Here is a 25,854-nt window from a genome sequence, read left to right as displayed (position 1 = left end):
TTTACTGCATATTTACCAACTTTGGGTCACATAATCTACAATTTTTTCGGCTAATTGTCGATTTAATGGATACATGACAGCGTCATGTGCAGCATCATAATCGTTAAGTTGTCCTAAAGAAAATACATTTATCTCATGATAACTAGAATAGAAATCATGATCAAAATCTATACTCGTTTTAATTCGTGTTGGCCCTCTGATGATTTTTCCTGAAGAAGCTTCCGTAATAATCACTTCTGCAACAGCATTTAAGCGAGTTTCAGTAGGAATAACAGTTTTTTTTAACTCTCCTTGCTTTTTTCGGTCATAGCGGAAGCCAATATTTTCATCACGAAATTCAATGAGTTTTATCTTCAAAATCAACTCTCCATGAGATGAGACATAACGAAGGGCACCAGTTTCACTCATTCTTTTAATGACTTCAGCTGTCACCCCCCCTTCCTGATCACCCTCTACATAAGGAATGGCTATCGTTTGATATTGATCAGCCAATTCTCCTTTTCCAAATTGGTATTGACAGCTTGAAAAAAAACCCAATAAAAAAAAACAAGTCAGAATGAATTTAATCATCGCAGCTAAGGTCTTTGCATGCGCTGTTGAGGGGTTTTCTTTGTCAAGCTATAATGAAGAATATAAGGAGTCGTCCCAATCTCTTCCTGGACATCTAATTGAGAATCCATTTGCTCATTTGTTTTTCCATTGACTGATTCATGATCGGGAAGAACAGCATCGGATTGCAAATCATAAAAAATAAAATCGTTAAATTGGGATTCATATGGACGAGCATTAACTATCTCTTCTTGATAACAGTCTTTTGGGAGGACTTCTGCAGAGTCTACAGAGGAGTGATTAATAAGAACTTCTTCAACAAGATGCTCTTGGCTAACTTTATCTGAAGATAGCTGTAGACTTAAAATTTGCGATTGAGCTTCAGGATTTTCTTTTTGCATAGGCAGGCTTTCATTTTCACAAGTCTCTTTCTCTTGGCAAGAATTTTCTATTTCGCCTGATTCTATCAAAATTGGTTGCTCTTCCTCATATTCACACCCAAATGATTTCAAACGTGAGCGACAATAACCTGCTACATATGTATCAGGAAATTCTTCAATCGAGCTACGAAAATAGATAGCAGCTGCATCAGGGTGGCCCATTCTCTCGTAAAATAACCCCATGTCGCACAAACCTTTGGCATACATATCCTTAATTCTTTGAACATACCTTTCTGCAAGTTCAGTTTTTTCTTCCCGAGGAAATTCTTCTTTAAATTTCCGTGAATTGAGTTCTGCTAATGCCAAAATATCGGGATTTTGAAATTCATAAACACTTTGTTGGGAGTAAGATTCAGCAATTTTAAGATAACACAGCGGAGTCATTTCATGTTTAGGAAATCGGCGAATTAAAATTTGATATGTTTCAATAGCTTCTCTAAAACTTTCCATTTTTTGCAGTAATTGAGCCTTAGAATATAAAGCATTAACCGTCATATCACTGTTCGGCATTGCGACAATGATTTCATCGTAAATTGTTAAAGCTATTGTTTGCCCAGACATCCATTTAGGAAAATAACGAAATGTTAAAGGCCTTCTTCTTTTTCCGCAGCGAAAATGCTCTGCAATGCAGAATTTATAATGCACAGCATCTTCAAAAAAAGCCGGTTGTTCAACAGAAGTCAAATATTTTGAAAATGCATTATTTGCGAAGTCATACTCTTTTCTTTCAAAATAACAGACTCCTAAATAATAATAGGCTTCAGCTGCTTCTGTAGAATTTGGAAAAAAATAAACTACTTTTTCAAATTCATCCATCGCAAAACGCCAATTCTGCTTATTATAATAATGACACCCTTTATTGTAATGTTGATTTAGGTATCTTTGAGCCTCTTGTTGACTTGAAAAAGGCCTGGATTTCGAAGCTTCTACAGAAGAATGAAACCCTAAACAGATAGTTAATATGAGGAGGAGTAAAAAAGATCGTTGTTTCATAAACTCTCGCTAAATGAATTAACTTTTCAAAAAAATCGATTTGCTATTAAGGGATTTAGTTTATGAGGATACTTCCTTACTGTCAATCTAATACCCACTTATTCGATTTCAAAAACGCAAGGAAGTTCACAAATTTTTTGTTTGAATTGTTCACTTAATGTAATTCCCCATTTAGCATCGATATGCAAGGTGGCAAGAGATTTAGTAGAATTATGAAAATCAATTAAAACAGACGTTGTTCCATGATGGTCTTGTATTAATTTTTTAATTTTTAAAATATGACTTAATCGTGCTTGATCAGCATTGAGTTTAATACACACTGTTTTCATCGAAGAGGCCTCTTGATTCTGTTTTACGATATTTTTTTCTGCCTTGGGCTTTTCTGATTGTTTCGTTGCAATATTTTTATTTTGAGCAAACCGAACTGCTTGATGTTTAGCCTTATCATAAGCTCGATCACACGTTTCAATCATTTCTTCATTCGCTTTGGTTAGATCATCCAACCAGCGACAAGAAAGCTTAACTTCCCCATCTTTTTTTTCAATTTGTAAAACAGCATAAAGTAATTGATTTTCCTGAAGTAGATGGCTTTTTTCTTCAAAAAGATCGGGCCAAATAGGAAGCTCTTGTCTTTCCATCCCATCACTAATTGTCAAAATGGCAAATTTCTTTTGCGATTTTGATGCAATCCTAATTTGAAGTGATTCTACAATAAAAGCTGAGCGAAAAACTGCATCATGGTTTAATTGATCTAAACGCCTCAAAGGTACACAAGAAAGGCGCTGGAGAATGTCTTTATATTCATCCATGGGATGGCCTGTCAAAAAAAACCCTAATAATGCTTTTTCCTTACGCAAGAGATCTTGACGAGAAGTTTTATTTTTGACTTCGGGAGGTTTTCTGAATTGATTAGTCATTTCATCATCCATCTTTGCAAACAAAGACATAAAACCCATTGCTTGCTCTTTTTGTTCTTTAGATGATGATTCATACATCGGATCAATGCTCATCACTAAAGCATCTCTAGCCCAGCCTGTAAAATCAAAACTCCCTGCTTCAACTAAACTTTCTACAACTTTTTTACCTACTTTCTTGGTATCAATTCTTTTAAAAAATTCATAAAAATTTTTAAAAGGCCCTCTTTTTTGCCTTTCTTGTACAATTGCTTCAACAACTCCAGCCCCCACTCCTTTAATTCCAGTCATAGCAAATCGAATTCCTTGCTTAGTGGCCTGAAAAATTTCTCCTGCTTCGTTAATATCAGGAGGAAGCATGGGAATATTCATGCTTTGACATTCACGAATAAACTTAGCAACTTTTGATAAATCATCTCGATCACAGGTCATCAGAGAAGCCATCCATTCGCCAGGGTAATTGGCTTTTAAATAAGCCGTTACATACGAAAGATAGCCATAAGCAGCAGCATGAGATTTGTTGAAACCATAAGCAGCAAATTTTTCCATCTTATCAAAAATCAACATAGACGTTTGGTTATCGATTTGATTTTCCAATGCTCCTAAGCGAAATTTCTCTCTTTGCTTAGCCATTTGATCCATATCTTTTTTACCCATGGCTCTTCGCAATACATCCCCTTCTCCAAGAGAAAAATTAGCCAGCTTACTCGCAATTTGCATCACCTGCTCTTGATAAACCATGATACCATAAGTTTCTGCTAAGATATCTTTCATCCATGGATGGTCATTCTCAATAGCTTCTCGTCCATGCTTACGATTGATAAAAGATGGGATCATATCCATCGGCCCCGGACGATAAAGTGCCCCTACCGCAATAATTTCTTCAAACCGATCTAAATGAAGTTGCCTTGCAAGGTCTTGCATGCCTCCCGACTCTAACTGAAAGATCCCTAACGTTTTACCTTGATTTAATAAGTCAAATGTAGGTTTATCGTCTAAAGGGAGGTTAATCCAGTCGATTTCTTTTCCAGTGCTCGCTTTCACAGCATTTACACAAATCTGGATAGCAGTCAGTGTCTTCAAGCCTAAAAAATCTACTTTCAACATTCCCACAGCCTCAACAGGCTTCATAGAAAATTGGGTGACAGGAATATCGGAATCTTTAGAATTACAGATAGGAATTAAATTTGTCAGAGGGACTCCGCTAATGATAATTCCCGCTGCATGAATTCCCGTATTCCGTATTGATCCCTCAAGCTTTTTAGCAAGATCAATTAAACGTCCTACTTCTTCATCATTTTCATAGAGTTGGCGCAAATCTTGATCTTTTTCTAAAGCTTTATCTAAAGTGATATTTAAATCTTCCGGGACCAATTTGGCAATTTCATTTACTTTTGACAAGGGAACACTCAAAACTCGTCCCACATCTTTTAAAGCCATTTTGGCTTTCATCGTGCCGAAAGTGATAATCTGTGCAACGTTATCTTTTCCATATTTCTGTAACGTATAGGCAATGACTTCCCCTCGTCTATCCATGCAAATATCAACGTCAATATCAGGATAGGAAATACGTTCAGGATTAATAAAACGCTCAAAAAACAAATGAAAACGTAAAGGTTCGATATCGGTTATCCCAATTAAATACAATACAATCGAACCAGCTCCTGATCCACGCCCAGGCCCCATGGGAATTCCGTTTCTTTTTGCCCAATTAATGAAATCCCAAACAATTAACAAATAATCACTCATTCCCTTAGGAACGATAATACTCATTTCATAATTTAACCGTTCTCGAACAACATCCAACGGATTGCGATCAGGATAAATTTCTTGAACTTTAGCAAGTCTCTCAATTGTATAACGATTCGAAATTCCTTCTTCACAAAGCTTCCAAAGATAATTTTCAACTTCTTTTTTTTGCTCATCTTTTTCAAAAGGTCGGTTTTCTAAAGAAGGTGGTAGATAGACAGGATAATGTTTTGTTTTAAAATCAATCTCAACCAAGCATTGCTCAGCAATTTTTTGAGTATTTATGATGGCTTCTGGAACGTCTTTAAAAAGTTGTTCCATTTGCTGAGAGGATTTAAAGTAATATTCGTGAGAAGGATAAGTTTGCCTTTTAGGATTTGGAATTCGAAATTTCGGTGTACCATATGCATCTTTCTCCCATATTTCACAAGGTTCTCCCGACTGAATATTGAGTAAAATTTCATGTGCACGCCAATCTTCACGATCAATGTAATGTACATCATTTGTCGCAACAAGAGGAATATGATGTTCTCGACTCAATGCAATAAGCGCTTCATTCACTTTTTGTTGTCGATTAAAATAATCTTGATACTGCTGAACAAGCCACGACTCTTGATAAAGGCCATCTTGTTGGATATCTTCTGCTGCCATCTCGTGACGTTGTAAGTCTAAATAAAACCTATCTTTAAAAACCTCTTGGTACCAAAGCAGGTGATCTTGAATCGATTTGACATTTCCTTGCAGAATTTCGTGAGCTAAAAGGGTTCCTAAGCTACCTGACAAACAGATCAATCCTTCACTATGCTTTCTAAGCAAATCATGATCGACTCTTGGATAGTAATAAAATCCTTCAATATACCCACTGGAGGAAAGTTTAGCCAAGTTCTGATATCCTCGATTATTCTGGGCTAGCAATGTCAAATGATACGCGGCTCGTTGGCCGTAAACCTTTGTTTTTTCTAAGCGAGAACCAGGTGCCACATAAAGCTCACACCCTATAATTGATTTTACTTTAACTTCTTTACAGGCTTTATAAAAATCAACAATACCAAATAAATTGCCATGGTCAGTCAAAGCAATTGAGGACATCCCCTCTTGAAAAGCTCTTTGAGAAAGATCTGATATAGAAGCGGAAGCATCTAAAATTGAATATTGAGAATGAGTACGAAGATGAACAAAGGGGCTACTAATCATAAGAAGGCTACTTTAATCCAGGATAAGACAATGAACTTCGCTAAACACTATCATAAATAATCAAGCGACAATAAATTATAAACAGTTATTTAAATTATTCGAATTTGCAGATTGGTTATTTGATATGATAGCTAAATTATCGGCATTAATAAAGATATTATCGACTACTAAATCATAGCAGATTGAATAAATAATCCAAAGAAACGTTGTTTCAGTAAAGAATAGGAAATCGGCTTATTCAATTGAGATTTACTAAAAATAAACAGCTTAAGAAAAGAAAAATACAATTCATTTCTTAAGCCATAGATCACATTTTGTTATTAATAGGGTTATTTACCAATTTCCTTCAACAACTGGACGCCGATTAGAAACAGATTGCCCCTGATTAGTGTTTGTACCTAAATAAGCATTACTAAAATGCCAAATATTTACCCCAACTGCAGCTATCGACAAGCCAACTTGAACTGGATATTTTCTTGCAAATGGATATAAAATTGCTACATTAAAAATTTGTGTTATGATAGTTGCTATATCAAAACATTTTCCGATGTTATTATAGATACTGTCTGATGCTTGGGTTCCTACTTCATATTTGCGAGCCAAATGAACAAATCCTTTTGCTATTAAAGGCACGGCTACTATTCCACATATTAAGTGCCCTAAACGATCAGAGCCTATCTTTGTAACAGTCAGAATGATGGGTGATGCCAAAAGAGCAAAATTTGCTGCTTGAAGAGTTTTTTTCAACAAATCAGAATTCACATTTGTTCGACAGTCCATTGCCGTCAAAGTCGCCATTGCTTGATTAATAAACATTATAAACCTCTAATTAATTTTTTGTTATTTCTTATTCAAATAGATTTAAGGTTATAAATAATTCAATTTCTTATGAATTAATTTAAATCTAATTCTTTAAATTAGCATACAATAGAAACAAATAGAACGCTATGATTAAATTTTACCTATGATTGATTAAAATTCTAACCAGTTGTCAGAATATTTACTCATACAACGGGGCTGCATCCATACTAAATAAAGCTCATCTTATTGTAATCCAAATTATTTGATATAGAATTAGATCCTGTTGAGCACAATTAAGTAAAGCGAAAATTATAAGGGCAACGCCTATTGTACAAGAGTTACCAAATCCAAGCCTTCCTATGTTTCTATAAGTAATTTCTGCTATTTTGCCCCTTGTTTGAGCTTCACAAGCAAAAAGAATAACCGCTTTTGAAATTAAAGGCTGGCTGTTATTCTATAGTCGTTGCTAATGCTAGTTGATGCTACTACGACTTTAAAGAGTTTGGAACTTAATTTGCTACATTAAAAATGCTTGATGATATAAGCAAATCACAATTATCGAATTATGTAACTCGACAACATGCTGATGTCATAGTAATCGCCATTACTTGGCTGATCAACATCATAAAATTTTATACAATAAATATTTCTATTAATTTCTGTAAGAGGATCTAAAATTAAGATGCTTAAACTCGTTAATAAGAGAGAATCTTAAATCGAAAAATTCTCATTAATTTAATGTGTGAGAATCCAAAACAAGCGTTCTTGTCACAAAAAACAATATATCCAAAGATAGTGTATCTACATTTTTCTTCGTTTTGATAAATAGCTTTTAATTTTCAATTCTATTCGACTGGCAGCCACTATTCGAATTAATCATTATCAAATAAGCAATATCTTACAAAATTACAAAAAATGTTCTCAATCTCATTTCCATCTTTACCATATTGAATAGCTAAAGTTAAAATTTTTGGATAAAATTAGTCGTTTTAGGCGTTTAATTTAAATACAATGATTAAAATGAGATAAGAAAATTATATATATAAATAAAACATTTACAATTCAAAAATAAATTAAACTTATTACATTTAATTTGAATTATAAACTAAAGAGAAAGAATGACATATAATGAAAAAGTAGATTTTATTGTCAAAAAAAAATAAACTGCAAAATGGAATCAACTATTAAAGAAGTTCCAAATTGCAAATTTATTTTACTGTAGTTTTTTATCTTCTTATTTAGAAGCTAACGCAGGCGAACTAACAGGAGAACTCGATTTATTTTTAGGCTTTAAAGTGGTGGCAGAAACTGACCAAAGTGGAATAAGTAGAAATAGTGCAATAATACAACATCCCATTAAAGCCCAATAAAAACCTTGCCATCCCCATTGCTGAGTGATATATCCCAAGGGATAGCCTGCAAAAGCAGCTCCGATATAAGCAAAAAAACCAACAAATCCAGTTGAAGTTGCCACCGCTTTTTTATGAGACAGTTCTGCAGCCGCTAAACCAATCATCATTTGTGGGCCAAAAATAGAAAAACCTATACAAAACATGAGGACAGAATCAAATAACAAATAGCCAGAGGGTATCATCCAAAAAATGGCAATAAAAGCAAACATTCCTAGTGTAAATAGAACATTAATAGGTCCTCTTTTTGCGCCGAAAAGTTTATCTGATGACCAACCAGCAGCTAGACTTCCAAAAAATCCGCCAACTTCAAATAAAGAAACACATCCATTTGCTCCAATGCTACTATATCCTTTGGATTCAACTAAAAATAAAGCTGTCCAATCATTGATTCCTGTTCGCACGGCATAAACAAAAAAATAGGCGAGCGCTAATATCCAAATATAGGAATTTTTAAGAACAAAATTGACTAATAGTTGTTTTGTTGTTAATTGTTCAGCCTCTTTGTCTGCCTCAGCTTTATCCACATAATCATTACGGTATTTTTCAATAGGAGGTAATCCAAGAGACTGCGGAGTATCTCTTAAACGATTGATTAAGAAAAAACTGATGAGGATGCATAAAATTCCAGGAATATACATGGCATAACGCCAGCCAAAATATTGAAGAGTAATTCCTGCTATCCAGGGGATTAAAAAACCGCCTACATTATGTGAAACATTCCATGTGGACCACCACGAACCTCTCTCTGAATGTGAATACCATTGAGTTAAAAAGCGCGCACAAGGAGGCCAACCAAATCCCTGAAACCATCCATTAAGACCCCAAAATAGGGCAAAAAAGAAAATAGAAGAAGAAAGCCCAAAACAAATATTACAAATGCCCGTTAACATTAACCCAATGGCCATCATATAACGAGAGTTAGTACGATCTCCAATGATCCCACTTGCAAATTTACTCACTCCATACGTAATTGAAAGAATACTTCCTAAAATTCCTAACTGGCTTTTATCAAAGCCCAAATCTTGAATAAGACCAGGCATCGCAAAAGTAAAACTTTTTCGAGTAAAATAATAGAAAGCATATCCTATGAACATCGAATAAAGAATGCGAATACGCCAATATTTATATTGATCTTTGACAAGCTCTTGGTCTTTTAATTCAGGAATATGGGGAGCTGGTTGCAGCAAATTGAGCAATTTATTCACAAGGTCTCCTTAAAGTTCATCCTAAGGCTATAGCAAACCGAATTTAATTAACGTTTGAACAGGCTGCAATTGCCGCATTCAGCTTAGGTTCAGGTTGGTTTTCAATATTCTGATATCTATAAATCTATTATTGCTTTACTACATCCGACTCAATATTCGAAAGCTTTTTTTATTCATTCAAGGCTATTTTTAATATTTTCCCTGCAAAATCACTTCAAGCATCCAAATTTACACAAATTTTTTCTTAAAAAAATCAACATCGATTAAGTAAGAACTTTAACTTTAAAGATAGATCTGTGTCTAAAAAACGTTAAATTTTTCAATACCATCTATTTTTGCCATGAGCTTTCTAAAAGTCAAGAAATAAGACTATTTATGAATATAAATTGAAAAATTCATATTATATAAAGCTCATAAAATTATTAAATAGTAAATAAATATTTAAATTAATTAAGAATTTAATTCTGAATTTATTTTTCATTAAAACAAATAAATTAAAAATAGGAGGAGAATTCCTGAAGAGGTTAAGACTTGCTCAGGAAAATTTCATTCAATTTTTTTAATTAATTTAGTAATAAAAACTTCTTTAGCTAAAAAATGTTTAGAATGTAAATAGATAGACCAAATCATTAGAAGATAGACTCTAATTAACAATTGCTATAGAATGATTGCCTCTATCACGTACTTTACTTTACCCAGAATATATCAAAAAAAGAATAATCGACTTTAATCGCCGTCTGAAAATAGGATAGAGAATAAAAAACCTATTTTTTAACAGCTAAATTTACATTGACGCTTCTTTTTAAATATGTTAAAAATTTTTAAAAATGTAATTAGCAAGGTATTTAGCTTCTTATGATTCGGCTTACAATAAACGCCTCATCGGATTCAGAAATACATCTATTTGATCAATCCACAATTCTGATAGGGGCAGATGCGAAACAAGCAGACCTTGTTTTGCCAGGAAATTCCATCCAACCCATTCACCTAAAAATTATTGATCAAAATGGTTTTTTAATTCTGATTAATCAAGCTAAAGACCCTTTTGTTTCTATTAATGGACATCCTTTTGGAAAAAAATTATTAAATTCGGGAGATGTCATTACTGTTCATCAAAATCAACTCTTATTTGAAAATCTCGCTCATACAAGCCTTGAAAACTCGAGTGATACACCTTTATTTTCTAATCATGCTCTTGATCAAAAAACGTCCGGAGAAGACCCGAATCAATCAGGCAAAATTGCATCTTCATACTCACTAAACATATCTCTGCCTTTTGAAAACGAAGTCGAAGCGTTAAGCGATAATGAATGGAATCAAACAAATTTAGATCAATACTTAAACCTCTCCAATGATAGTACACATTCAATTAGTCCAATTTCTTCGAACAATTCTAAAAATAAAGAGCCAGGTGAAAAGAAGAGTCAAAGCCTCAAAGATGATTATCTACGAGATTTAGATGATGAAAATCAAACTAAAAAAGATACCGTATTTAATTACACACTTACTGAATCTGGACATTTGATAAGAGCTTGGAAATGGCTTATTTTGTTCATCTTATTAATTTTGACTATCACTGGATTTGTAGGAACCATTATTTACTTTAGATTCAGCGATAAGGCCGAAATTCAAGAAACAATTGCTTCTCAAGGAGTCGCAGATGTGGCAATGGCATTAACATACGCGAAACTATACAGACTTAAACCCCATAATCAAAATTGGGCAGATCTCGATTTCTTAAAAAACAATTTTCAAGCTATTCTAGCTGATACGCCCTCATATGGCAATCAGATCGATGCTCAAGGTCAGTTTATTTGCTGTCCTTACACATTAAGAATTTATACAAATAGCGATTTATCTCATTTCCTGTTAATTGCTCAGCCTGCACCAAGTATTTATTATTGGTTAATTCCAAAATCAACCATCGTTGTTGATTCCAATGCAATGGAATTGCGCACATTAAAAGACCTACGCACTTTAAATCGACTGCTCGCTAATCCAGAACCTTTAGAAGGGACCAATGGTAAAGATATTTCCGCTTTGATTAAACAAGGAACTCTCACTCGACTAGCTACTCTTTCAACCGATCCTAATCAACAAGATTTTTCTCCACCAAAAAATTTAGGATGGATCAAACCTGGAGCAGAAAATTTTATCTATAATTCCCCCCGGTATTTTCGTTTAGGCCATCCTTTAATACAAAAAGCAATCAATCTTGCAACCGCAAAAGGAACTAGCCAAGAAGTTTCTGCATTAAAACAAGATGTGGAAAATTTTTCTAAACTTCCTCATGCAGTGCTTTACTCAGAGCAAGGAAAAAAAACAGCTTTACAAACAAAACAAGGAATTGCCACCTTCGCTCCATCCAATAAAATTCTTTTGGGATATCTTTTATTTAATAAACAGGGAAAAATTCAACAAGCTCATTTACTTAAAGATGAAGAAGAGATCAAAGATCATATTTTTTTGAAAGAAAAAGAACAGATTGCATTGATTGGATCAGAAATAAATGAGAAAAATATTAAAGAAGAAAACGAACCACTTCATATGGACCATACCACCCACGTCGATTTTAACCATCCTATCTATATCCAACTACAAGCTTTAACGCTGGCGAGAGAAAATGAACTTACTCCTCTTTCTACCGCTTTAAACCATTTAATCAATCGAGAATTACACCATCCTAGTGGACATTTTCAAACCGATTTTCAAACCCTTTCTCACTCTTATTTGATGACTGACGCCAAGCATCGACAATTACTTAAAGAAGCAATTGAAATGCTTTATCAGCAATATGAAGATATGCCGATTAATCAATTTATTGTTTTTGTTAAACAGCTTCATTTAGAGCATTTAATTATACAAAATGATAAATCCATCGGCTTTGTTGATGAAAATTGTATTCAAAATTTAGAAACAATGTTAACGCAAATAGAAAAAGCTAAATCATTAATAGAATTGGATAATCTAATTCATATTTGCAATTCATGGTTAAATTTTGATTACATCAAAGATTCTGAAGAATTGATCAAATATCAAAACCTGGTCAGAAATAGCGTGTTAAGTCAATTAGAGAAACATCTTTTATCTCAAACAAAACATGTTAGTGTTAAAGAGCAAGATAAAGAAATTTTAAAAAAGATTTTAAGTCACAAGCGTCTGATTAAATCAGAAGAAAAAGACTTTTTTTTAGAAGAATTTGAAGCATTGTTAACAAATAAATCTACTTTTCAAGAAGAAAATGCGGAGGCTTCAGTTTCTACTTCTACAGAAGAAAAAATAGAAATACAGCCAGACCGAACTGTTTCTGGCAATATCGAACTTTAATTTTTAATTAAATGCCAAAGTTTATGACAACATGCAAAATTGATCAATAAAAATCCAAAGTTTGGACATTGCTGTAAAGTTAACTTGTCTATTATTTTATCTCATTTAAATTTTAATACCGTCGTTATACAAGCTAGTTTCAAACGCGAGCTCTTGTTAATCCTAGCGTTACGTTAGTTATTTTTCACCATTGCACTTTTTATATTTTTCCAAGTATCCTATTTTTTTCTTATTTTACGTTTGACTAAAAGGGCATTCATGAAATTTTCAATTCCCCCAGGAGTTTTTGATATCATTCCAACAAATACCCAAGAAATTTGGAAGAGTTCTTATTTATGGGATTTTGTTGAACGAACCATTAGAAAAACAGTACGAGATTATGGTTATCAAGAAATTCGAACTCCTTTATTTGAACGAACAGAGCTTTTTCAAAGAAGTGTGGGAGAAACATCTGATATTATTTCTAAAGAAATGTATACGTTTGAAGATAAAGGTGGGCGTTCTATGTCGCTTCGCCCAGAAGGAACAGCGCCTGTCATGCGTTCTTTCATTGAAAATCAATTGCATACAATCGCTCCGTTACAAAAACTTTTTTATATTGCTCCTATGTTTCGCTACGAAAGAGCTCAAGCCGGACGATATCGACAACATCATCAATTTGGAGCCGAGGCTATTGGTAATAGTTCGCCCGAACAAGATGCTGAATTGATTGATTTACTTTATACGCTTTATAAACGCCTAGGACTTCAAAACTTGAGTTTGAATATTAACTCTATTGGAACTATTTCTTGCAGACATACATTTAGACAAGCTTTAAAAGATTATTTAAAGCCTCATTTAAATAATCTTTCCTCTGATAGTCAAAATCGCTTTGAAACTAATCCCTTGAGAATTTTAGATTCAAAAAATGCTCAAGACAAACAAATTGTTGCTGACGCTCCCTCAATTCTAGATTTTCTCGACGAAGATTCTCAAATTCATTTCGAACAGCTTAAAAAACTTCTTAAACAATTAAAAATTCCTTATCAAGTTAATCCCCTTCTCGTCCGAGGATTAGATTACTATAATAAAACTGTTTTTGAAGTAGTTGTGGGGGAACTGGGAGCTCAAAATAGTATTGGTGGAGGTGGAAGATATGATGGTCTTCTTCGAGAATTAGGTGGTCCTGACCTTCCGTCCATTGGCTTTGGAACCGGGATTGAACGTATCATTCAAACGATGATTAATCAAGGCATTCCCCTCCCTTCTCCTTGTCACCCCAGTTTATTTTTAATTCCAATGGGTGATGAAGCTAAACAACTTTGCTTTACTCTAACACATGAACTTAGACAACAAGGTATCCCGACTCAAATGGATTTCAGCGGAAAAAAGTTAGGAAAAGTTCTACAATATGCTGATCAAATTGAATCTACCTATGTCGTTGTGATTGGAGAAAATGAACTCCAAACCCAAGAGATTGAACTTAAAGAATTGGCAAGTGGAAAAAAATACAAATTAACCATTGATGAATTAGCTCCTACATTAAAAAATTGATCTTCATGGACAATTTTATTTGAAGTTGTGGAAAGAATTATCTATTCCTTTTAAACGGAAAAATAAACGCAATTTTTCGTTGAAAAGCTACATAAGTCTCTCTACGAAGCACAAAATTTAAAAAACGAGCCATGAATAATGCCGAAAAAATGAAAAACCTAGTGGATGAATCTTATGATGTTTGATTACCGTAGATCCCATACGTGTGGACAATTACGTAAAGAAAAAGTGAATTCTCAAGTGACCTTATCTGGATGGGTTAATCGCCGACGAGATCACGGAGGTCTTATTTTTATTGATTTAAGGGATCGTTTTGGCTTAACCCAGCTTGTTTTCGATCCAATTAAAAGTCCAACTGCCCATTTAGCGGCTGAGAAATTACGCTCTGAATGGGTTATTTCCGTTAAAGGAACAGTGATTCCTAGACAAGAAGGAATGACAAATCCGAAGCTTCCCACTGGAGAAATCGAGATTATGGTCCATGAAATGGACATTCTCTCAAAATCGAAAACACCCCCATTTTCGGTTTCTGATGACCTTATTGAGGTTAACGAAGAGCTAAGATTAAAATATCGTTATCTAGATATTCGGCGAGGAGATGTAGCAAAGAAATTAATCACTCGCCATCAAGCTATGCTTGCAGTTAGAAATTATTTAAATAACCAAGGATTCTTAGAAATTTCTACTCCAATTTTAGGTAAATCTACACCTGAAGGAGCACGCGATTATCTTGTTCCTTCCCGTGTCTATCCAGGAAATTTTTACGCACTACCGCAATCTCCACAGATTTTTAAACAATTGTTGATGATTTCTGGAATGGATCGTTATTTCCAAATAGCGCAATGTTTTAGAGATGAAGATTTGCGAGCTGATAGACAACCAGAATTCACGCAAATCGATATGGAAATGAGTTTTGGTACGCCTGAAGATCTAATGAATATTGTAGAAGATTTGATAAAAACAGTTTTTAAAACCTGTTCTAACATCGATGTACCAACACCATTTAAACGCTTGTCACATGCAATTTGTATGGAAGAATATGGATGTGATCGTCCCGATCTTCGCTTTGGTATGAAACTGCACAATTTAAATCATCTTGCTGCCCAAACAACATTTTCGGTCTTTTTAGATCAAATCAGAGAAAATGGTCTTGTGAAAGGATTTTGTATCAAAGGTGGGGCCGATTTTTCACGAAAAACAATCGATGAATATACTGAGTTTGTAGGACGCCTAGGGGTAAAAGGATTGGCTTGGATTAAAAGACAAGAAAATGGTCTTAATTCAAGTATTGTCAAATTCTTTCCTGAGTCTATTCATCAACAGTTAATTGAAGAAATGGAAATGGAAGTAGGAGATATCATCTTTATGATTGCTAATACTCCTTCTAAAACAAATCAAGCACTTGATCATTTAAGGCGTAAAATCGCAAGAGATCGCAATCTTGTCGATCCGCATCATTATGAATTTTTATGGGTAACCGATTTCCCTCTATTTAGCTGGAATGAAGAAGAAAAAAGACTTCAGAGCGAACATCATCCATTCACTTCTCCACATTTAGAAGACCTTCATTTAATGGAAACTAACCCCTTGAAAATGCGTTCCTCAGGTTATGACATTGTTCTCAATGGTTATGAAATTGGGGGAGGTTCGCAACGTATTCACAATAGTGATCTCCAACAAAAGATTTTTGAACGGTTAAAATTTTCTCCAGAAGAACTCGAAACAAAATTTGGATTTTTCTTAGAAGCCCTTAATTATGGTACCCCCCCTCATTTGGGAATTGCTTTAGGATTGGATCGTATTATCATGATTTTAACCCAAACAGAAAATATTCGTGATGTTATTGCATTTCCTAAAACCCAGAAAGCAAGTGATCTAATGATAGAATGCCCTTCCCCGGTAGCTAATGAACAACTTAAAGAATTAGAAATACGTGTACCTGACTCTCAATTTTCTTGGACTTAATTCGTGAGATTGCCTACAGTAATATTCTTTCAAATGGAGGTCTATTTATGTTCAAACAGACAAAATTATTAGCTCTAGCTAGCTTTGGAATGTTTATCGGATGTGGTGTCTTGCATGCTAATGATGCCAATATAGCAACAAATCAGACTAATAAAAGTGTTCAAGCTTCGACTGAAACACCAAAATCTGATCAAATTGACATGCAAAAACTTTCTGAAGCTTTCGGCCATTTTATCGGCCGAAATTTACAAGCCCCTGGCTTGCAATTTGACTTAGAAGCTATTATCAAAGGGATTCGTGAAGGTGCAGCTGGAAAACCTGCCCCTCTTTCAGAAAAAGAATATGAAGAAATGATGGCAGCAGTTCAAGAAAGAGCATTTAAAGAAATGTCAACAAAGAACTTAAAAAATGCCAATGATTTTATGATAAAAAATAGCCAAAGTACAGATGTCACTGAGATCGTTCCGGGCAAACTGCAGTATTCAGTAGAAAAAGAAGGAACAGGGCCAGTCGTTGAACCTCACTCTTCTCCAAAAATTCATTATACAGGAAAATACCAAGATGGAACTGTGTTTGGAACTTCTGAAGAAATGGACGGTCCTATTACCATTCCTCTTGATCAAACAATCCCTGGCTTTAGCAAAGGAATTGTAGGAATGAAAGAAGGAGAAAAAAGACGTCTTTACGTTCATCCTGATCTCGGATACGGAACGACCGGACAACTTCCTCCAAACGAACTTTTAATTTTTGACATTGAAGTGATAAAAGCCAACTCAGACGATGCGAAAACTAAAACAGGTAAATCTGCTGATGATGCGGATGAAGAAGATCTTTTTATCGATGAAGAAGAATATGAACTTGAGCCCGCTCAAAAAAATGCAAAAACACCAGAAGCTTCAAATACTTCTGCTAAAAATTAATAAATTGCATTAACTCCGATCTCATTGAAAATTTGCAAGACTTTAGGCTTGCAAATTTTCATTAAATTTCCTTTTCCTCTATGAAAATTATTTTATTCCAACCTCAAATTCCCCAAAATGCTGGTAATATTGTAAGAACTTGTGCCGTTACTGGAACAGATTTAATGATGGTTCACCCTTTGGGATTCAGTACGCATGATCGATGGCTAAAGCGAGCAGGTCTAGATTATTGGGAAGGTGTCAGCGTCTCATTTATTGAAAATTTAGAAAATTACCTAGAAAATCAACAAGCTTCTTTTTACTTTTTCTCTAGCAAAGCGACAACTCTTTATACTGAAGTTTCTTATGCTGCAGATTCTTTTCTGATATTTGGCTCAGAAACTAGCGGTCTCCCTTCCATTTTTCAAGAAAAATGGGGAAATCGATTTGTTAAAATCCCTATGAAGCCAAAAGTACGTTGTTTAAATCTTGCTACTTCTGCCGGTATCGCCTTGTATGAAGCGTGGCGTCAACAAGGATTTATGTAACAATAATATTAAGCCTTTATTAACTTAGTTTTAAGCCTCAAGTTCTTCTTTTACAATCCGGTCGACCATTTTGATAAACGCTTGCTTTGTTTCTTCTTCACTACATACTGATTGAATATTTAAGTTCTGTAACTTTTGTTGGTCTGTTAAATAATTAGCTCGAGCCAAAATTTTCATTTCTGAATTGAGAGGTTGTGCGACTTGAATAATTTTTAAAGTTATATTCAAATTCGGAACAGTAATCAGTAGCAAATCAGCATCTTTAATATGAGCATCTTCTAAAATGGTAGGAAGTGTAGCATCTCCAAAAACAGCTCGTTGATGGCTATCACTTAAGAAAGCAATTGTATCTACATTTTGGTCAATCACAGTCACATCAAAATTTTGCTGTTCTAAAGTCTGCGCAATAGCTCGACCTAAAGGCCCAAATCCAATAACAATTGCGTGAAGAGAATGAAAAACTGGAGGAATATCATTGGGAACTAAAGGATTATAGGTATTTTGCACAGATTCGATAGAATTCTGTAAAAAGTTAATACCTTTAAATAAGAGAGGGTTGATAGAGATAGAGATAAGAGCACAAGCAACAATAATATCATAGCCTTCATCAGGTAAAAGATGAAATTTAATTGCTTCTTCACCCAAGATAAAAGAAAACTCTCCAATTTGAGCAAGTGCCAAGGCAACTGTCAAAGCAACTTTGACAGGATAACGCATGACCACTACAATTAAAAATGCTGCAAGTGGTTTAATAACAACAACAATCGCTAAAATCCCTATAAAAAGTGTAAAATTCTCCATAATCGCCATGGGATTAAAAATCATCCCTACAGTTAAAAAGAAAATAACTGCAAATGCATCTTTCATCGGAAGAGCGTTGGCTGCTGCTTGATGTTTTACGTGGGTTTGCCCGATCACCATCCCCGCGATAAATGCACCCAATGCAATCGATGTTCCAAAAACTAGTGCTGAAGCGACTGCTATCATGAATGTTAATGCTAACAAAGCGAGTGTAAAAAGCTCATGTGATCTAAGCCTAGCAATATGCATAAGAATAAAAGTCACAATTTTTTTTCCAAATGTGAACATGACTAGAGCTAAAAGGAGAAATTTAAAAACTGTCCAACCTAAAGTCTCTAATAATTCAATTAAAGGAAGATTTCCTTCTTTAGCAAAGGTAGAAATAACAGGTAATAAAATCAAAACTATAACAGTCAAAATATCTTCAACGATTAACCAACCTATGGAAACATGACCTTCTAACGTATCTAAAAGATGATTATCAGATAAAACTCTGACAAGAACAACTGTACTAGCCACGCCAATAGCCAAACCAACAATAATTCCCACTTCAATAGGCCAACCAATTGCATAAACGATCCAAGCCCCACATGCGGCAGCGACTAAAGTTTGTCCTATCGCACCCGGTATTGCAATATTTTTTACGTTGACTAAATCTTCCCATTTTAGATGTAAACCCACTCCAAAGAGCATTAAAACAACGCCAATTTCAGCTAGTTGTTCAGAGACATTGACATCTGCAACAAAGCCCGGGGAATAAGGACCTATAATATATCCAGCAAGTAAGTAGCCCAAAATCGGTGAGAGCTTTAAACGGTGAGTAATATAACCCAAAATTCCTGCTAAAGAAAAACCAAAGGCTAAAATGAGTACAATCTTCAGATTATGAGAGTCCATGCTGTTAACCATCCATTATTGCTTTCCCGAAACTTAGCACGTCTAGCATTTATCAGAAACAGTGGATATTAAATCATAAAATTTTTTTTGATTTAGGTTAAAATTGAAATGTAAAAACTCTTTTAATAGGAATGACTTAGATTTAAATGCATTAAATTCACATTCTACCCTAACAAAGGGTAAAAATGACCTTTTGAGAGTTTTAGTCGTTTTAATCCTGTATTTCCAAACTTTTGAACCGGTCATCGCTGAAAAATTTAACAAGGTAACAAAAATAGTAAGGTTTGTGTGTTCAAGGAAAAAAGGAAATAGTCTAAAAGGATAAACTATTATTGAATTCGAATTTGCATTCGCTTCTATCTTGGGAAAAAAATTACCATAACAAAAAAAATTCTACTTAACTTAAATAGTTAAGAGATAAAAAAAAGAACTTGACTCAAGAAAATTTCTCTTGAGTCAAGTATTGTAAATATTAAGTAAAAGATTGAACGAGATTTAAGAGATAATCTAAATCTTTTACTCCAACCACTCTTTTCACTTCTTTTCCATCTTTAAAAACGATCAACGTCGGTACAGAGGTAATTTGCAAATCTGCCGTTGTGCTTTGCGCTTGATCAATATCAAGTTTAGCAACTTTTGCTTTCCCCTGTAGCGTAGTAGATAATTGTTCAACAATTGGAGCTATCATTCTGCAAGGCCCACACCAAGTGGCATAAAAATCAACCAAAGTGACACCTTGAGAAATTGTTTGTTGAAAATTATCATCATTTAAATGAACAAGCTTGTCTGACATAAATACTCCTTATTAAAATAAACAAAATTTAGTCTATACCAGAGGGTATAAAGATTGTCATTCTTTAAAAACAGTGTTACTTGAAATAAACGGCTAAATGCGTTATAATTATTGTTTATAGTTTGAATTTTTTCTTGATAAACGCAAGGTTTTCTAGCTATTTATTAATCTTTCTTGTGCTTCTAGAAAAGGCTATTTATTTTCGCTAAATGGATGAGCGAAAATCAACAAGATTTCGGTTTACAATAAATTTGCAACTGCAGTTGTGATGCAAAGTTCAAACAAATAATCAAATATTATTCAATGTTTTTAAAGAGTGAATTGCATGGCTCAAGAACCTTCTTTTTTCGTTTTAGCTTATTATCATTTTACTGCAATTGCAGATCCGCATCAAGAAGTAAAGGCCCACAAAGAATTTTTTAAAGACCGAAATATTACTTCTCGAATTTATTTATCCGAACAAGGCATTAACGGTCAAATGAGTGGAAAACGAGAGGATGCAGAAGCTTATATGAAGTGGCTTCATGCAAATCCTCTTTTTGAAACAATGCCATTTAAAATTCATTCTCATCACGAAAATGTATTTCCAAGACAAACCGTTAAGTATCGCAAACAACTTGTCGCTCTCGATGAAGATGTAGATATGAATCAAACAGGTCAACATATCTCCCCTCTCGAATGGAAAGAATTATTAGAAAAAGAAAAACGTCCGCTTCTTTTAGACGTGCGAAATGAATATGAATGGCAGGTAGGTCGGTTTGATGGAGCCGAATGTCCTCCTTGTGACACATTCCGTGAATTCAAAGAATACGCAGAAAATCTTAAAACGCAAGTCAACCCTGAACAAACTCCTATTATGATGTATTGTACAGGGGGCATTCGATGTGAACTATATTCCTCTTTGCTCAAAAAAGAAGGATTTAAAGAGGTTTATCAATTAGAGGGAGGAATCATTAACTATGGCTTGAAACAAGGAAGTGAACACTGGCTCGGAAAATTATTTGTCTTTGATGATCGTTTAACCATTCCGATTAGTCAAGAACCAGCCCCTGTCATTGGATCTTGCCATCATTGCCAAACGTCCAATGAAACTTATTACAACTGCGCAAATATGGACTGCAACCACCTGTATCTGTGTTGCCAAACTTGCGTAGAGAAATTTTTAGGTTGTTGCTGTACGGATTGCCAAAATGCTCCCCGCGTCAGGCCTTATCATCATCAAGATGTTCACAAGCCATTTCGAAAACGGCATCACTATTTTAAAGATGATTTGACAAGTAAACAATAAAGTTTATGGCCTAACAGTCATTCATGATTTTCTGTATCAGCTGAAAATTTTCAGACAAATTCAGCCTCCCTATTCCAAAACACACTAAAAATTTGTTTGCTTAACTAATCAAACCATTTTCAAGAGTAAAAATGACAATGATAAAAAAACTTTCAAAATTAAGTTTTATCAGCGCTCTCTTATCTCTGTTTGTTTCAACGTTAGTAAGCGCTTATTTGTCTTCTTCTTTCTCTGTATATCTCTCACACAGCTGCTTTTGCTTTGCCCAACTACTTTTATGTTCCCCTTTACTTTGAAAGCAATGAAGTCCAAAATGGTGTCAATGTCCGCACTATCTGACAAAAGGAACAGGAGATAAATAACTTTTATTCGCTGAAAAAAAATTTCATAACACGTGTCAAAAAAAATTCGAATTTTTATTTTCAAAACATCTAGGTAGGCATTGAGAGATTACGGTGTTTGAGAAGTGATAAAATTTTCTTTTGTGTTTCATCTAAAATAACAGTCAAACCTGGTTTGACCCCTCTTTCAGATAATTCAAAGGCTTTCATGGTATTGCAAATGCGGCCGTCCAATCGGATGCCGAGTCCCTTAAGGTTAACCATGTTTCCCCAGTCTCCAAACATTTCTAAAGTCATTTCACAAGCCGTAATGATAAATATGACAGGTTTATCAGGATTTTGATGAACAATTTCAAAGATTTTTCCTCCAATATAATGAATTGTTGGAATGAATAAAGGAATGGTTTGTTTTGAAGTGATGGCATTGACTGATTTACCAATAAAGCATTGTTGGCAAACAGAATGAGAGGCATCTCGCATACAATCGGGTGTAAAGCGACCAGACGGACATTCAAAAGGTTTATGACAATAAGAAAATCCTAAAACAAAAATAGCCGACGGATTTTCTAAAAGAGTTTGAAATTGGTCAACAGAATCTACTCCATAGAGAAAAAAATCCCCTTCTCTCTTATAGGGTTTTGTCTGCCAACAAGATTTCAAAAAAGCCCACCCATATTTAAAAGGGTGCTTCAAAAATCCTTTCAGAATAGTTCTTTCATGATCTTTTGTTAGCATCCATTTTAAACTTTTCCACTTTAAATACTTAGCTGTTTCTTCAGTCATACCAACCATATCGGGTAAAACTGTCAATTTTTTTATGGGCCTTTTTTCAGCTGCTAGTTGAGCTTTTTGGTCCCATTCTTTTTCAGCTTCATCCCAATGCTTTTGCCACATGGTTAATTTTGTCATAAAATGTTCCTTTAAAAAGATCGTCCGAAGGTTGAAAATTTGAAAAGAAAACAGTATCTTTGTTTGTTTTTCTAACACTATAACAAATCAGGGCTTTATTCATGAATGAAATCGGTTACACTTTAGACATTGAAGAGATGAATAAAACCGGATTTTTGACTCTTAAATTAACAGAAGTGATAAAAGAAGGTTATCATCATCGCCTGCATTATCCCTTAGCCAAAAATTTAGCCAAATGGAAAGCGTCTATTCAACAAGATCGCGAAAAAGAAATTTTTACATCCCTTTTTAAAGAAGAGGTTAACTATCAAACCAAACTCATAGGACGTTCCCCTTCTCTAGAAACTACGACCTCTCCTTTTTTCCATATTTCTTCAAATCAAGCGGTTAATCTCTTAAATCTTCTAGGGTCTTTGCAAAAAATTTATTTAAACAATAAGCAACTGGTTGTCGATTTTGTTGGGAAAGTTGAATTTTATTATGAAGTATTTCCTTTAAATACCAGCCAAATAGAAATAAAAGGGCATTTGAAATGGCGTGATCAAGATATTGACATCGCCAGTTGTGATTGCATCGGACCTGGTAAACCTGTCTGGTTTGTACGAGGGATTTCTTTAAAAGGAATTACAACCTTTATCTCATGGAAAGAGCTTCAACGTGCTTATCAAACACGGCCTTGGATCTTGGAAGGTTCACAAAAAGCTGCTTTTTTAGAAGAGTTTGAAGAAAATGATTCTAATTCTCCGCAATTGATGATAAAAGGTCATTCCATTGAAAATCTCTATAAACAAACTGAACCTCTCCCTTTTCTCATTTTAAAAGATCGCTCTGGTGGCTTTGCAGATCTTTGGTTAAATTATGGAAATGGGTTAAAAATTGCTTTTCATGAATTAAAAAAAACTTCTTTTAAACGTCAAGAAGAAGTCGAAAAAAATTTTGAAAAAGATCTATTAGAAACGGATTTCATTAAGAAAAATGTGGGGACCTCTCACTATTATTGCCCTCTTGATAAGGTTGCCAAAAGTCTCACTTTCTTATTAGAAATTGGTTGGGTGATTTTAGACTGGAAAGAAAACCGGGTCATTAAACAAGATCATATTGATTTAAAATTGGAAGATGCCCCTCAAATGATAAAAATTAAAGGCTCCGTTCGCTATGAAACTCATGAAGCCGACGTCAGTTCCGTATTAGGAGCTTTTAATCGACGAGAGCGATTTATACAACTGAACCCAGGCACAGTCGGCCTTCTTCCAGAGTTACATTCTGTGCAAGAATTAAAAGAACTTGCGGAAGAAGGAAAAATCATTGGACAAGAAGTACATATCAAAAAAAGTCATATTGGTGCACTTTCTTCGTTATTTGATCGAACAGAACTTCCTTCTACACTATCCATTTTTAAACAAAAGTGGGAAAACTTTAAAGGAGTAGAAACTGCTTTACCTGCCCCTTCTTTTGAAGGACATTTAAGGCCTTATCAACAAGAGGGATTAAACTGGCTTTCTTTTTTATTTAACTATGGATTCCATGGAATTTTAGCAGACGAAATGGGACTTGGAAAAACAGTCCAAGTACTGGCCTTTATTTCTCGGTTCGCTTCCGAATCTAAACATTTGATTGTTGTTCCTACATCCTTACTTTTTAATTGGAAAAATGAAATTTGTCGCTTTTTACCTTCATGTTCATGCTATATTCACCAAGGCTCTCAGCGTGCAAATTCTATAGAGATTTTGCAAAACTATTCGATTATCTTGACTTCTTATACTACGTTAAGATTAGATCTTTCTCTCTTACAAAAATTAGATCTAAATACACTCATTTTAGATGAAGCTCAACAAATTAAAAATGCTCATACACAGACATTTCAAGCAGCTTGTTCATTATCCTCTCACTTTAGGTTGTGTATCACCGGCACACCTATTGAAAATCATCTTGGAGAACTTTGGTCTCATTTTCATTTTCTAATTCCTGATCTTTTTGGTGCAGAAGAAAGTTTTAATGCAGATATTCAAGCAGCAAGTGCTGATCGACGTTATCTCGATCGTATTAAGAAAAAAGTGGCTCCTTTTATTCTCAGAAGACAGAAACAAGAAGTGGCTAAAGACCTGCCTGCCCGTATTGATCAAATTGTTTGGATCGAAATGAGTGAGTCTCAAAGGCAGCATTATGAACAGTTTTTAGCTAATTTTAAGAGAAATTTATTTAAGAAAATTGAAGCTGAAGGGATTACTAAGCATCGTTTAGAAGTTCTAGAAGCTATTCTCCGTCTCCGTCAGATTTGCTGCCATCCCCTTCTTGTTTCATCGATAATAGAGGAAAAAGAAGATTTAATAACTAGTGCCAAATTTGATCTTTTAATGCAAGATTTACAAACAATCAGAGAGGAAGGACGAAAAGTTCTTGTTTATAGTCAATTCACTTCGATGTTAAAATTAATGACACGCTATGCTAATCAGCAAGGTTGGACGTACGCTTATTTAGATGGAAGTACTCAAAATAGAGAAAAAGTCGTAACTGAATTTCAAGAAAACCTGGAACAATCTATTTTCTTCATCAGTTTAAAAGCTGGGGGTGTCGGATTAAATTTAACTGCTGCAGACTATGTAATACTTTACGATCCGTGGTGGAATGAAGCCGTCGAAGAACAAGCTATTAATCGAGCCCACCGCATTGGACGCCAGGAGCAAGTGATCGCCAAGCGTTTCGTTGTTATTGAGAGTATTGAAGAAAAAATGATGAAGTTGAAAGCCGCTAAAAGAACACTGGTTGATGACATTTTTGATTTCGAAGCGGCTCCCACTCAATTAACCATTGAAGATTTGCGCTATTTAATTAGTTAATTTTGGATGATAATTTTCTACCCTCTTATTAACCATTAAAATCTGCATTATTTTCTTGCTCTGATTCATAAAGCTCGCGAGCTGTAACTTTGACTGTTTCAAGACCACCTGCGAAGCCAACTAATCTCATTAAATGATCTACATAACCTAATTCAGTTAGTAAATGATCATTAAGAGATTCCAAATAAGCTACTTTTTTAAGAAGATCTGTCTTTTTCATATTCACCTCCAAGGTGTACATGATTATTTATGCATGTGGTATGCCATCTTCGACTGATTCATCAAAAAAAACCAAACCCCGAGCTTAGGGTTATTATATATTATAAAAGCTCAGGGCTACTATGACCTATTATGAATCTATTAAACTATAATGGCATTGATAAAACTTTATTACACACACAATATATTAATTATTGATTAAGAGGCTGCTAAATTTTTATTAATCTACTTAATATTTTA

16 protein-coding genes are annotated in these 25,854 nt (G+C 34.4%); 7 read left to right on the top strand and 9 right to left on the bottom strand.

Annotated elements, in window-relative coordinates:
- Positions 1–12: 12 nt before the first annotated feature.
- From PC_RS01915 to pgtP, 5 genes are all read right to left on the bottom strand, one after another.
- Positions 13–570, bottom strand: coding sequence for an LPS assembly lipoprotein LptE (locus tag PC_RS01915; protein WP_011174941.1), 558 nt, complete (start codon positions 568–570; stop codon positions 13–15).
- 5 nt (positions 571–575) lie between these two features.
- Positions 576–1,982, bottom strand: coding sequence for a tetratricopeptide repeat protein (locus PC_RS01910; RefSeq protein WP_011174940.1), 1,407 nt, complete (start codon positions 1,980–1,982; stop codon positions 576–578).
- 98 nt (positions 1,983–2,080) lie between these two features.
- Positions 2,081–5,839 (bottom strand): DNA polymerase III subunit alpha, encoded by a 3,759-nt coding sequence (gene dnaE / locus PC_RS01905; protein ID WP_011174939.1) that lies wholly within the window; start codon positions 5,837–5,839, stop codon positions 2,081–2,083.
- A gap of 333 nt (positions 5,840–6,172) precedes the next feature.
- Positions 6,173–6,655 (bottom strand): hypothetical protein, encoded by a 483-nt coding sequence (locus PC_RS01900; RefSeq protein ID WP_011174938.1) that lies wholly within the window; start codon positions 6,653–6,655, stop codon positions 6,173–6,175.
- A gap of 1,219 nt (positions 6,656–7,874) precedes the next feature.
- Positions 7,875–9,257 (bottom strand): MFS transporter, encoded by a 1,383-nt coding sequence (gene pgtP / locus PC_RS01895; protein WP_011174937.1) that lies wholly within the window; start codon positions 9,255–9,257, stop codon positions 7,875–7,877.
- 855 nt (positions 9,258–10,112) lie between these two features.
- Here pgtP and PC_RS01890 point away from each other — a divergent pair.
- The 5 genes from PC_RS01890 to PC_RS01870 all read left to right on the top strand — a co-directional run bounded on the left by PC_RS01890 (position 10,113) and on the right by PC_RS01870 (position 17,529).
- On the top strand, positions 10,113–12,584 hold the full coding sequence (locus tag PC_RS01890; protein WP_011174936.1) for an FHA domain-containing protein: 2,472 nt from the start codon (positions 10,113–10,115) through the stop codon (positions 12,582–12,584).
- A 258-nt stretch (positions 12,585–12,842) separates the two neighbouring features.
- Complete coding sequence (gene hisS / locus PC_RS01885) at positions 12,843–14,117, top strand: histidine--tRNA ligase (RefSeq protein ID WP_011174935.1); 1,275 nt, start codon at positions 12,843–12,845, stop codon at positions 14,115–14,117.
- A 165-nt stretch (positions 14,118–14,282) separates the two neighbouring features.
- Positions 14,283–16,082 (top strand): aspartate--tRNA ligase, encoded by a 1,800-nt coding sequence (gene aspS / locus PC_RS01880; protein WP_011174934.1) that lies wholly within the window; start codon positions 14,283–14,285, stop codon positions 16,080–16,082.
- Positions 16,083–16,129: 47 nt separating this feature from the next.
- Positions 16,130–17,002 carry an FKBP-type peptidyl-prolyl cis-trans isomerase gene (locus tag PC_RS01875; RefSeq protein ID WP_011174933.1) on the top strand — a complete coding sequence of 291 codons (873 nt, stop codon included), beginning with the start codon at positions 16,130–16,132 and terminating at the stop codon, positions 17,000–17,002.
- Between the two features lie 80 nt (positions 17,003–17,082).
- Positions 17,083–17,529 carry a tRNA (cytidine(34)-2'-O)-methyltransferase gene (locus PC_RS01870; RefSeq protein WP_011174932.1) on the top strand — a complete coding sequence of 149 codons (447 nt, stop codon included), beginning with the start codon at positions 17,083–17,085 and terminating at the stop codon, positions 17,527–17,529.
- Positions 17,530–17,559: 30 nt separating this feature from the next.
- Here the strand turns inward: PC_RS01870 and PC_RS10850 are convergent, their stop codons facing one another.
- Together PC_RS10850 and trxA are read right to left on the bottom strand one after the other, a co-directional pair.
- A complete protein-coding gene (locus tag PC_RS10850) occupies positions 17,560–19,227 on the bottom strand; it encodes a cation:proton antiporter (RefSeq protein WP_044044743.1) in 1,668 nt (555 codons plus the stop codon).
- Positions 19,228–19,699: 472 nt separating this feature from the next.
- Entirely contained in the window at positions 19,700–20,020 is a 321-nt protein-coding gene (trxA, locus tag PC_RS01860; protein WP_011174929.1) for a thioredoxin, read from the bottom strand.
- A gap of 325 nt (positions 20,021–20,345) precedes the next feature.
- Between trxA and trhO the strand changes: the two genes are divergently transcribed.
- A complete protein-coding gene (gene trhO / locus PC_RS01855; RefSeq protein WP_011174928.1) occupies positions 20,346–21,308 on the top strand; it encodes an oxygen-dependent tRNA uridine(34) hydroxylase TrhO in 963 nt (320 codons plus the stop codon).
- Between the two features lie 431 nt (positions 21,309–21,739).
- Here trhO and PC_RS01850 read toward each other — a convergent pair whose 3' ends face one another.
- Complete coding sequence (locus PC_RS01850; protein WP_011174926.1) at positions 21,740–22,558, bottom strand: hypothetical protein; 819 nt, start codon at positions 22,556–22,558, stop codon at positions 21,740–21,742.
- Positions 22,559–22,659: 101 nt separating this feature from the next.
- On the opposite strand from PC_RS01850, the gene PC_RS01845 reads away from it, so the two are divergent.
- A complete protein-coding gene (locus tag PC_RS01845; protein ID WP_181679017.1) occupies positions 22,660–25,395 on the top strand; it encodes a DEAD/DEAH box helicase in 2,736 nt (911 codons plus the stop codon).
- Positions 25,396–25,423: 28 nt separating this feature from the next.
- Here the strand turns inward: PC_RS01845 and PC_RS01840 are convergent, their stop codons facing one another.
- Entirely contained in the window at positions 25,424–25,615 is a 192-nt protein-coding gene (locus PC_RS01840; protein ID WP_039356673.1) for a hypothetical protein, read from the bottom strand.
- Positions 25,616–25,854: the final 239 nt, after the last annotated feature.

Source organism: Candidatus Protochlamydia amoebophila UWE25, assembly GCF_000011565.2.
In the GTDB taxonomy this organism is placed as follows: Bacteria; Chlamydiota; Chlamydiia; order Chlamydiales; family Parachlamydiaceae; genus Protochlamydia; species Protochlamydia amoebophila.
This window is presented reverse-complemented; position numbering and strand designations above follow the sequence as displayed.

Bases quoted from the DNA above. Each gene is read 5' to 3' on its own strand.
- PC_RS01845 (WP_181679017.1), top strand. From the start codon at position 22,660: ATGAATGAAATCGGTTACACTTTAGACATTGAAGAGATGAATAAAACC.
- PC_RS01840 (WP_039356673.1), bottom strand. From the start codon at position 25,615: ATGAAAAAGACAGATCTTCTTAAAAAAGTAGCTTATTTGGAATCTCTT.
- trhO (WP_011174928.1), top strand. From the start codon at position 20,346: ATGGCTCAAGAACCTTCTTTTTTCGTTTTAGCTTATTATCATTTTACT.
- aspS (WP_011174934.1), top strand. From the start codon at position 14,283: ATGAATCTTATGATGTTTGATTACCGTAGATCCCATACGTGTGGACAA.
- PC_RS01915 (WP_011174941.1), bottom strand. From the start codon at position 570: ATGATTAAATTCATTCTGACTTGTTTTTTTTTATTGGGTTTTTTTTCA.
- PC_RS01910 (WP_011174940.1), bottom strand. From the start codon at position 1,982: ATGAAACAACGATCTTTTTTACTCCTCCTCATATTAACTATCTGTTTA.
- PC_RS01890 (WP_011174936.1), top strand. From the start codon at position 10,113: ATGATTCGGCTTACAATAAACGCCTCATCGGATTCAGAAATACATCTA.
- PC_RS10850 (WP_044044743.1), bottom strand. From the start codon at position 19,227: ATGGACTCTCATAATCTGAAGATTGTACTCATTTTAGCCTTTGGTTTT.
- PC_RS01875 (WP_011174933.1), top strand. From the start codon at position 16,130: ATGTTCAAACAGACAAAATTATTAGCTCTAGCTAGCTTTGGAATGTTT.
- PC_RS01900 (WP_011174938.1), bottom strand. From the start codon at position 6,655: ATGTTTATTAATCAAGCAATGGCGACTTTGACGGCAATGGACTGTCGA.
- trxA (WP_011174929.1), bottom strand. From the start codon at position 20,020: ATGTCAGACAAGCTTGTTCATTTAAATGATGATAATTTTCAACAAACA.
- PC_RS01870 (WP_011174932.1), top strand. From the start codon at position 17,083: ATGAAAATTATTTTATTCCAACCTCAAATTCCCCAAAATGCTGGTAAT.
- dnaE (WP_011174939.1), bottom strand. From the start codon at position 5,839: ATGATTAGTAGCCCCTTTGTTCATCTTCGTACTCATTCTCAATATTCA.
- hisS (WP_011174935.1), top strand. From the start codon at position 12,843: ATGAAATTTTCAATTCCCCCAGGAGTTTTTGATATCATTCCAACAAAT.
- PC_RS01850 (WP_011174926.1), bottom strand. From the start codon at position 22,558: ATGACAAAATTAACCATGTGGCAAAAGCATTGGGATGAAGCTGAAAAA.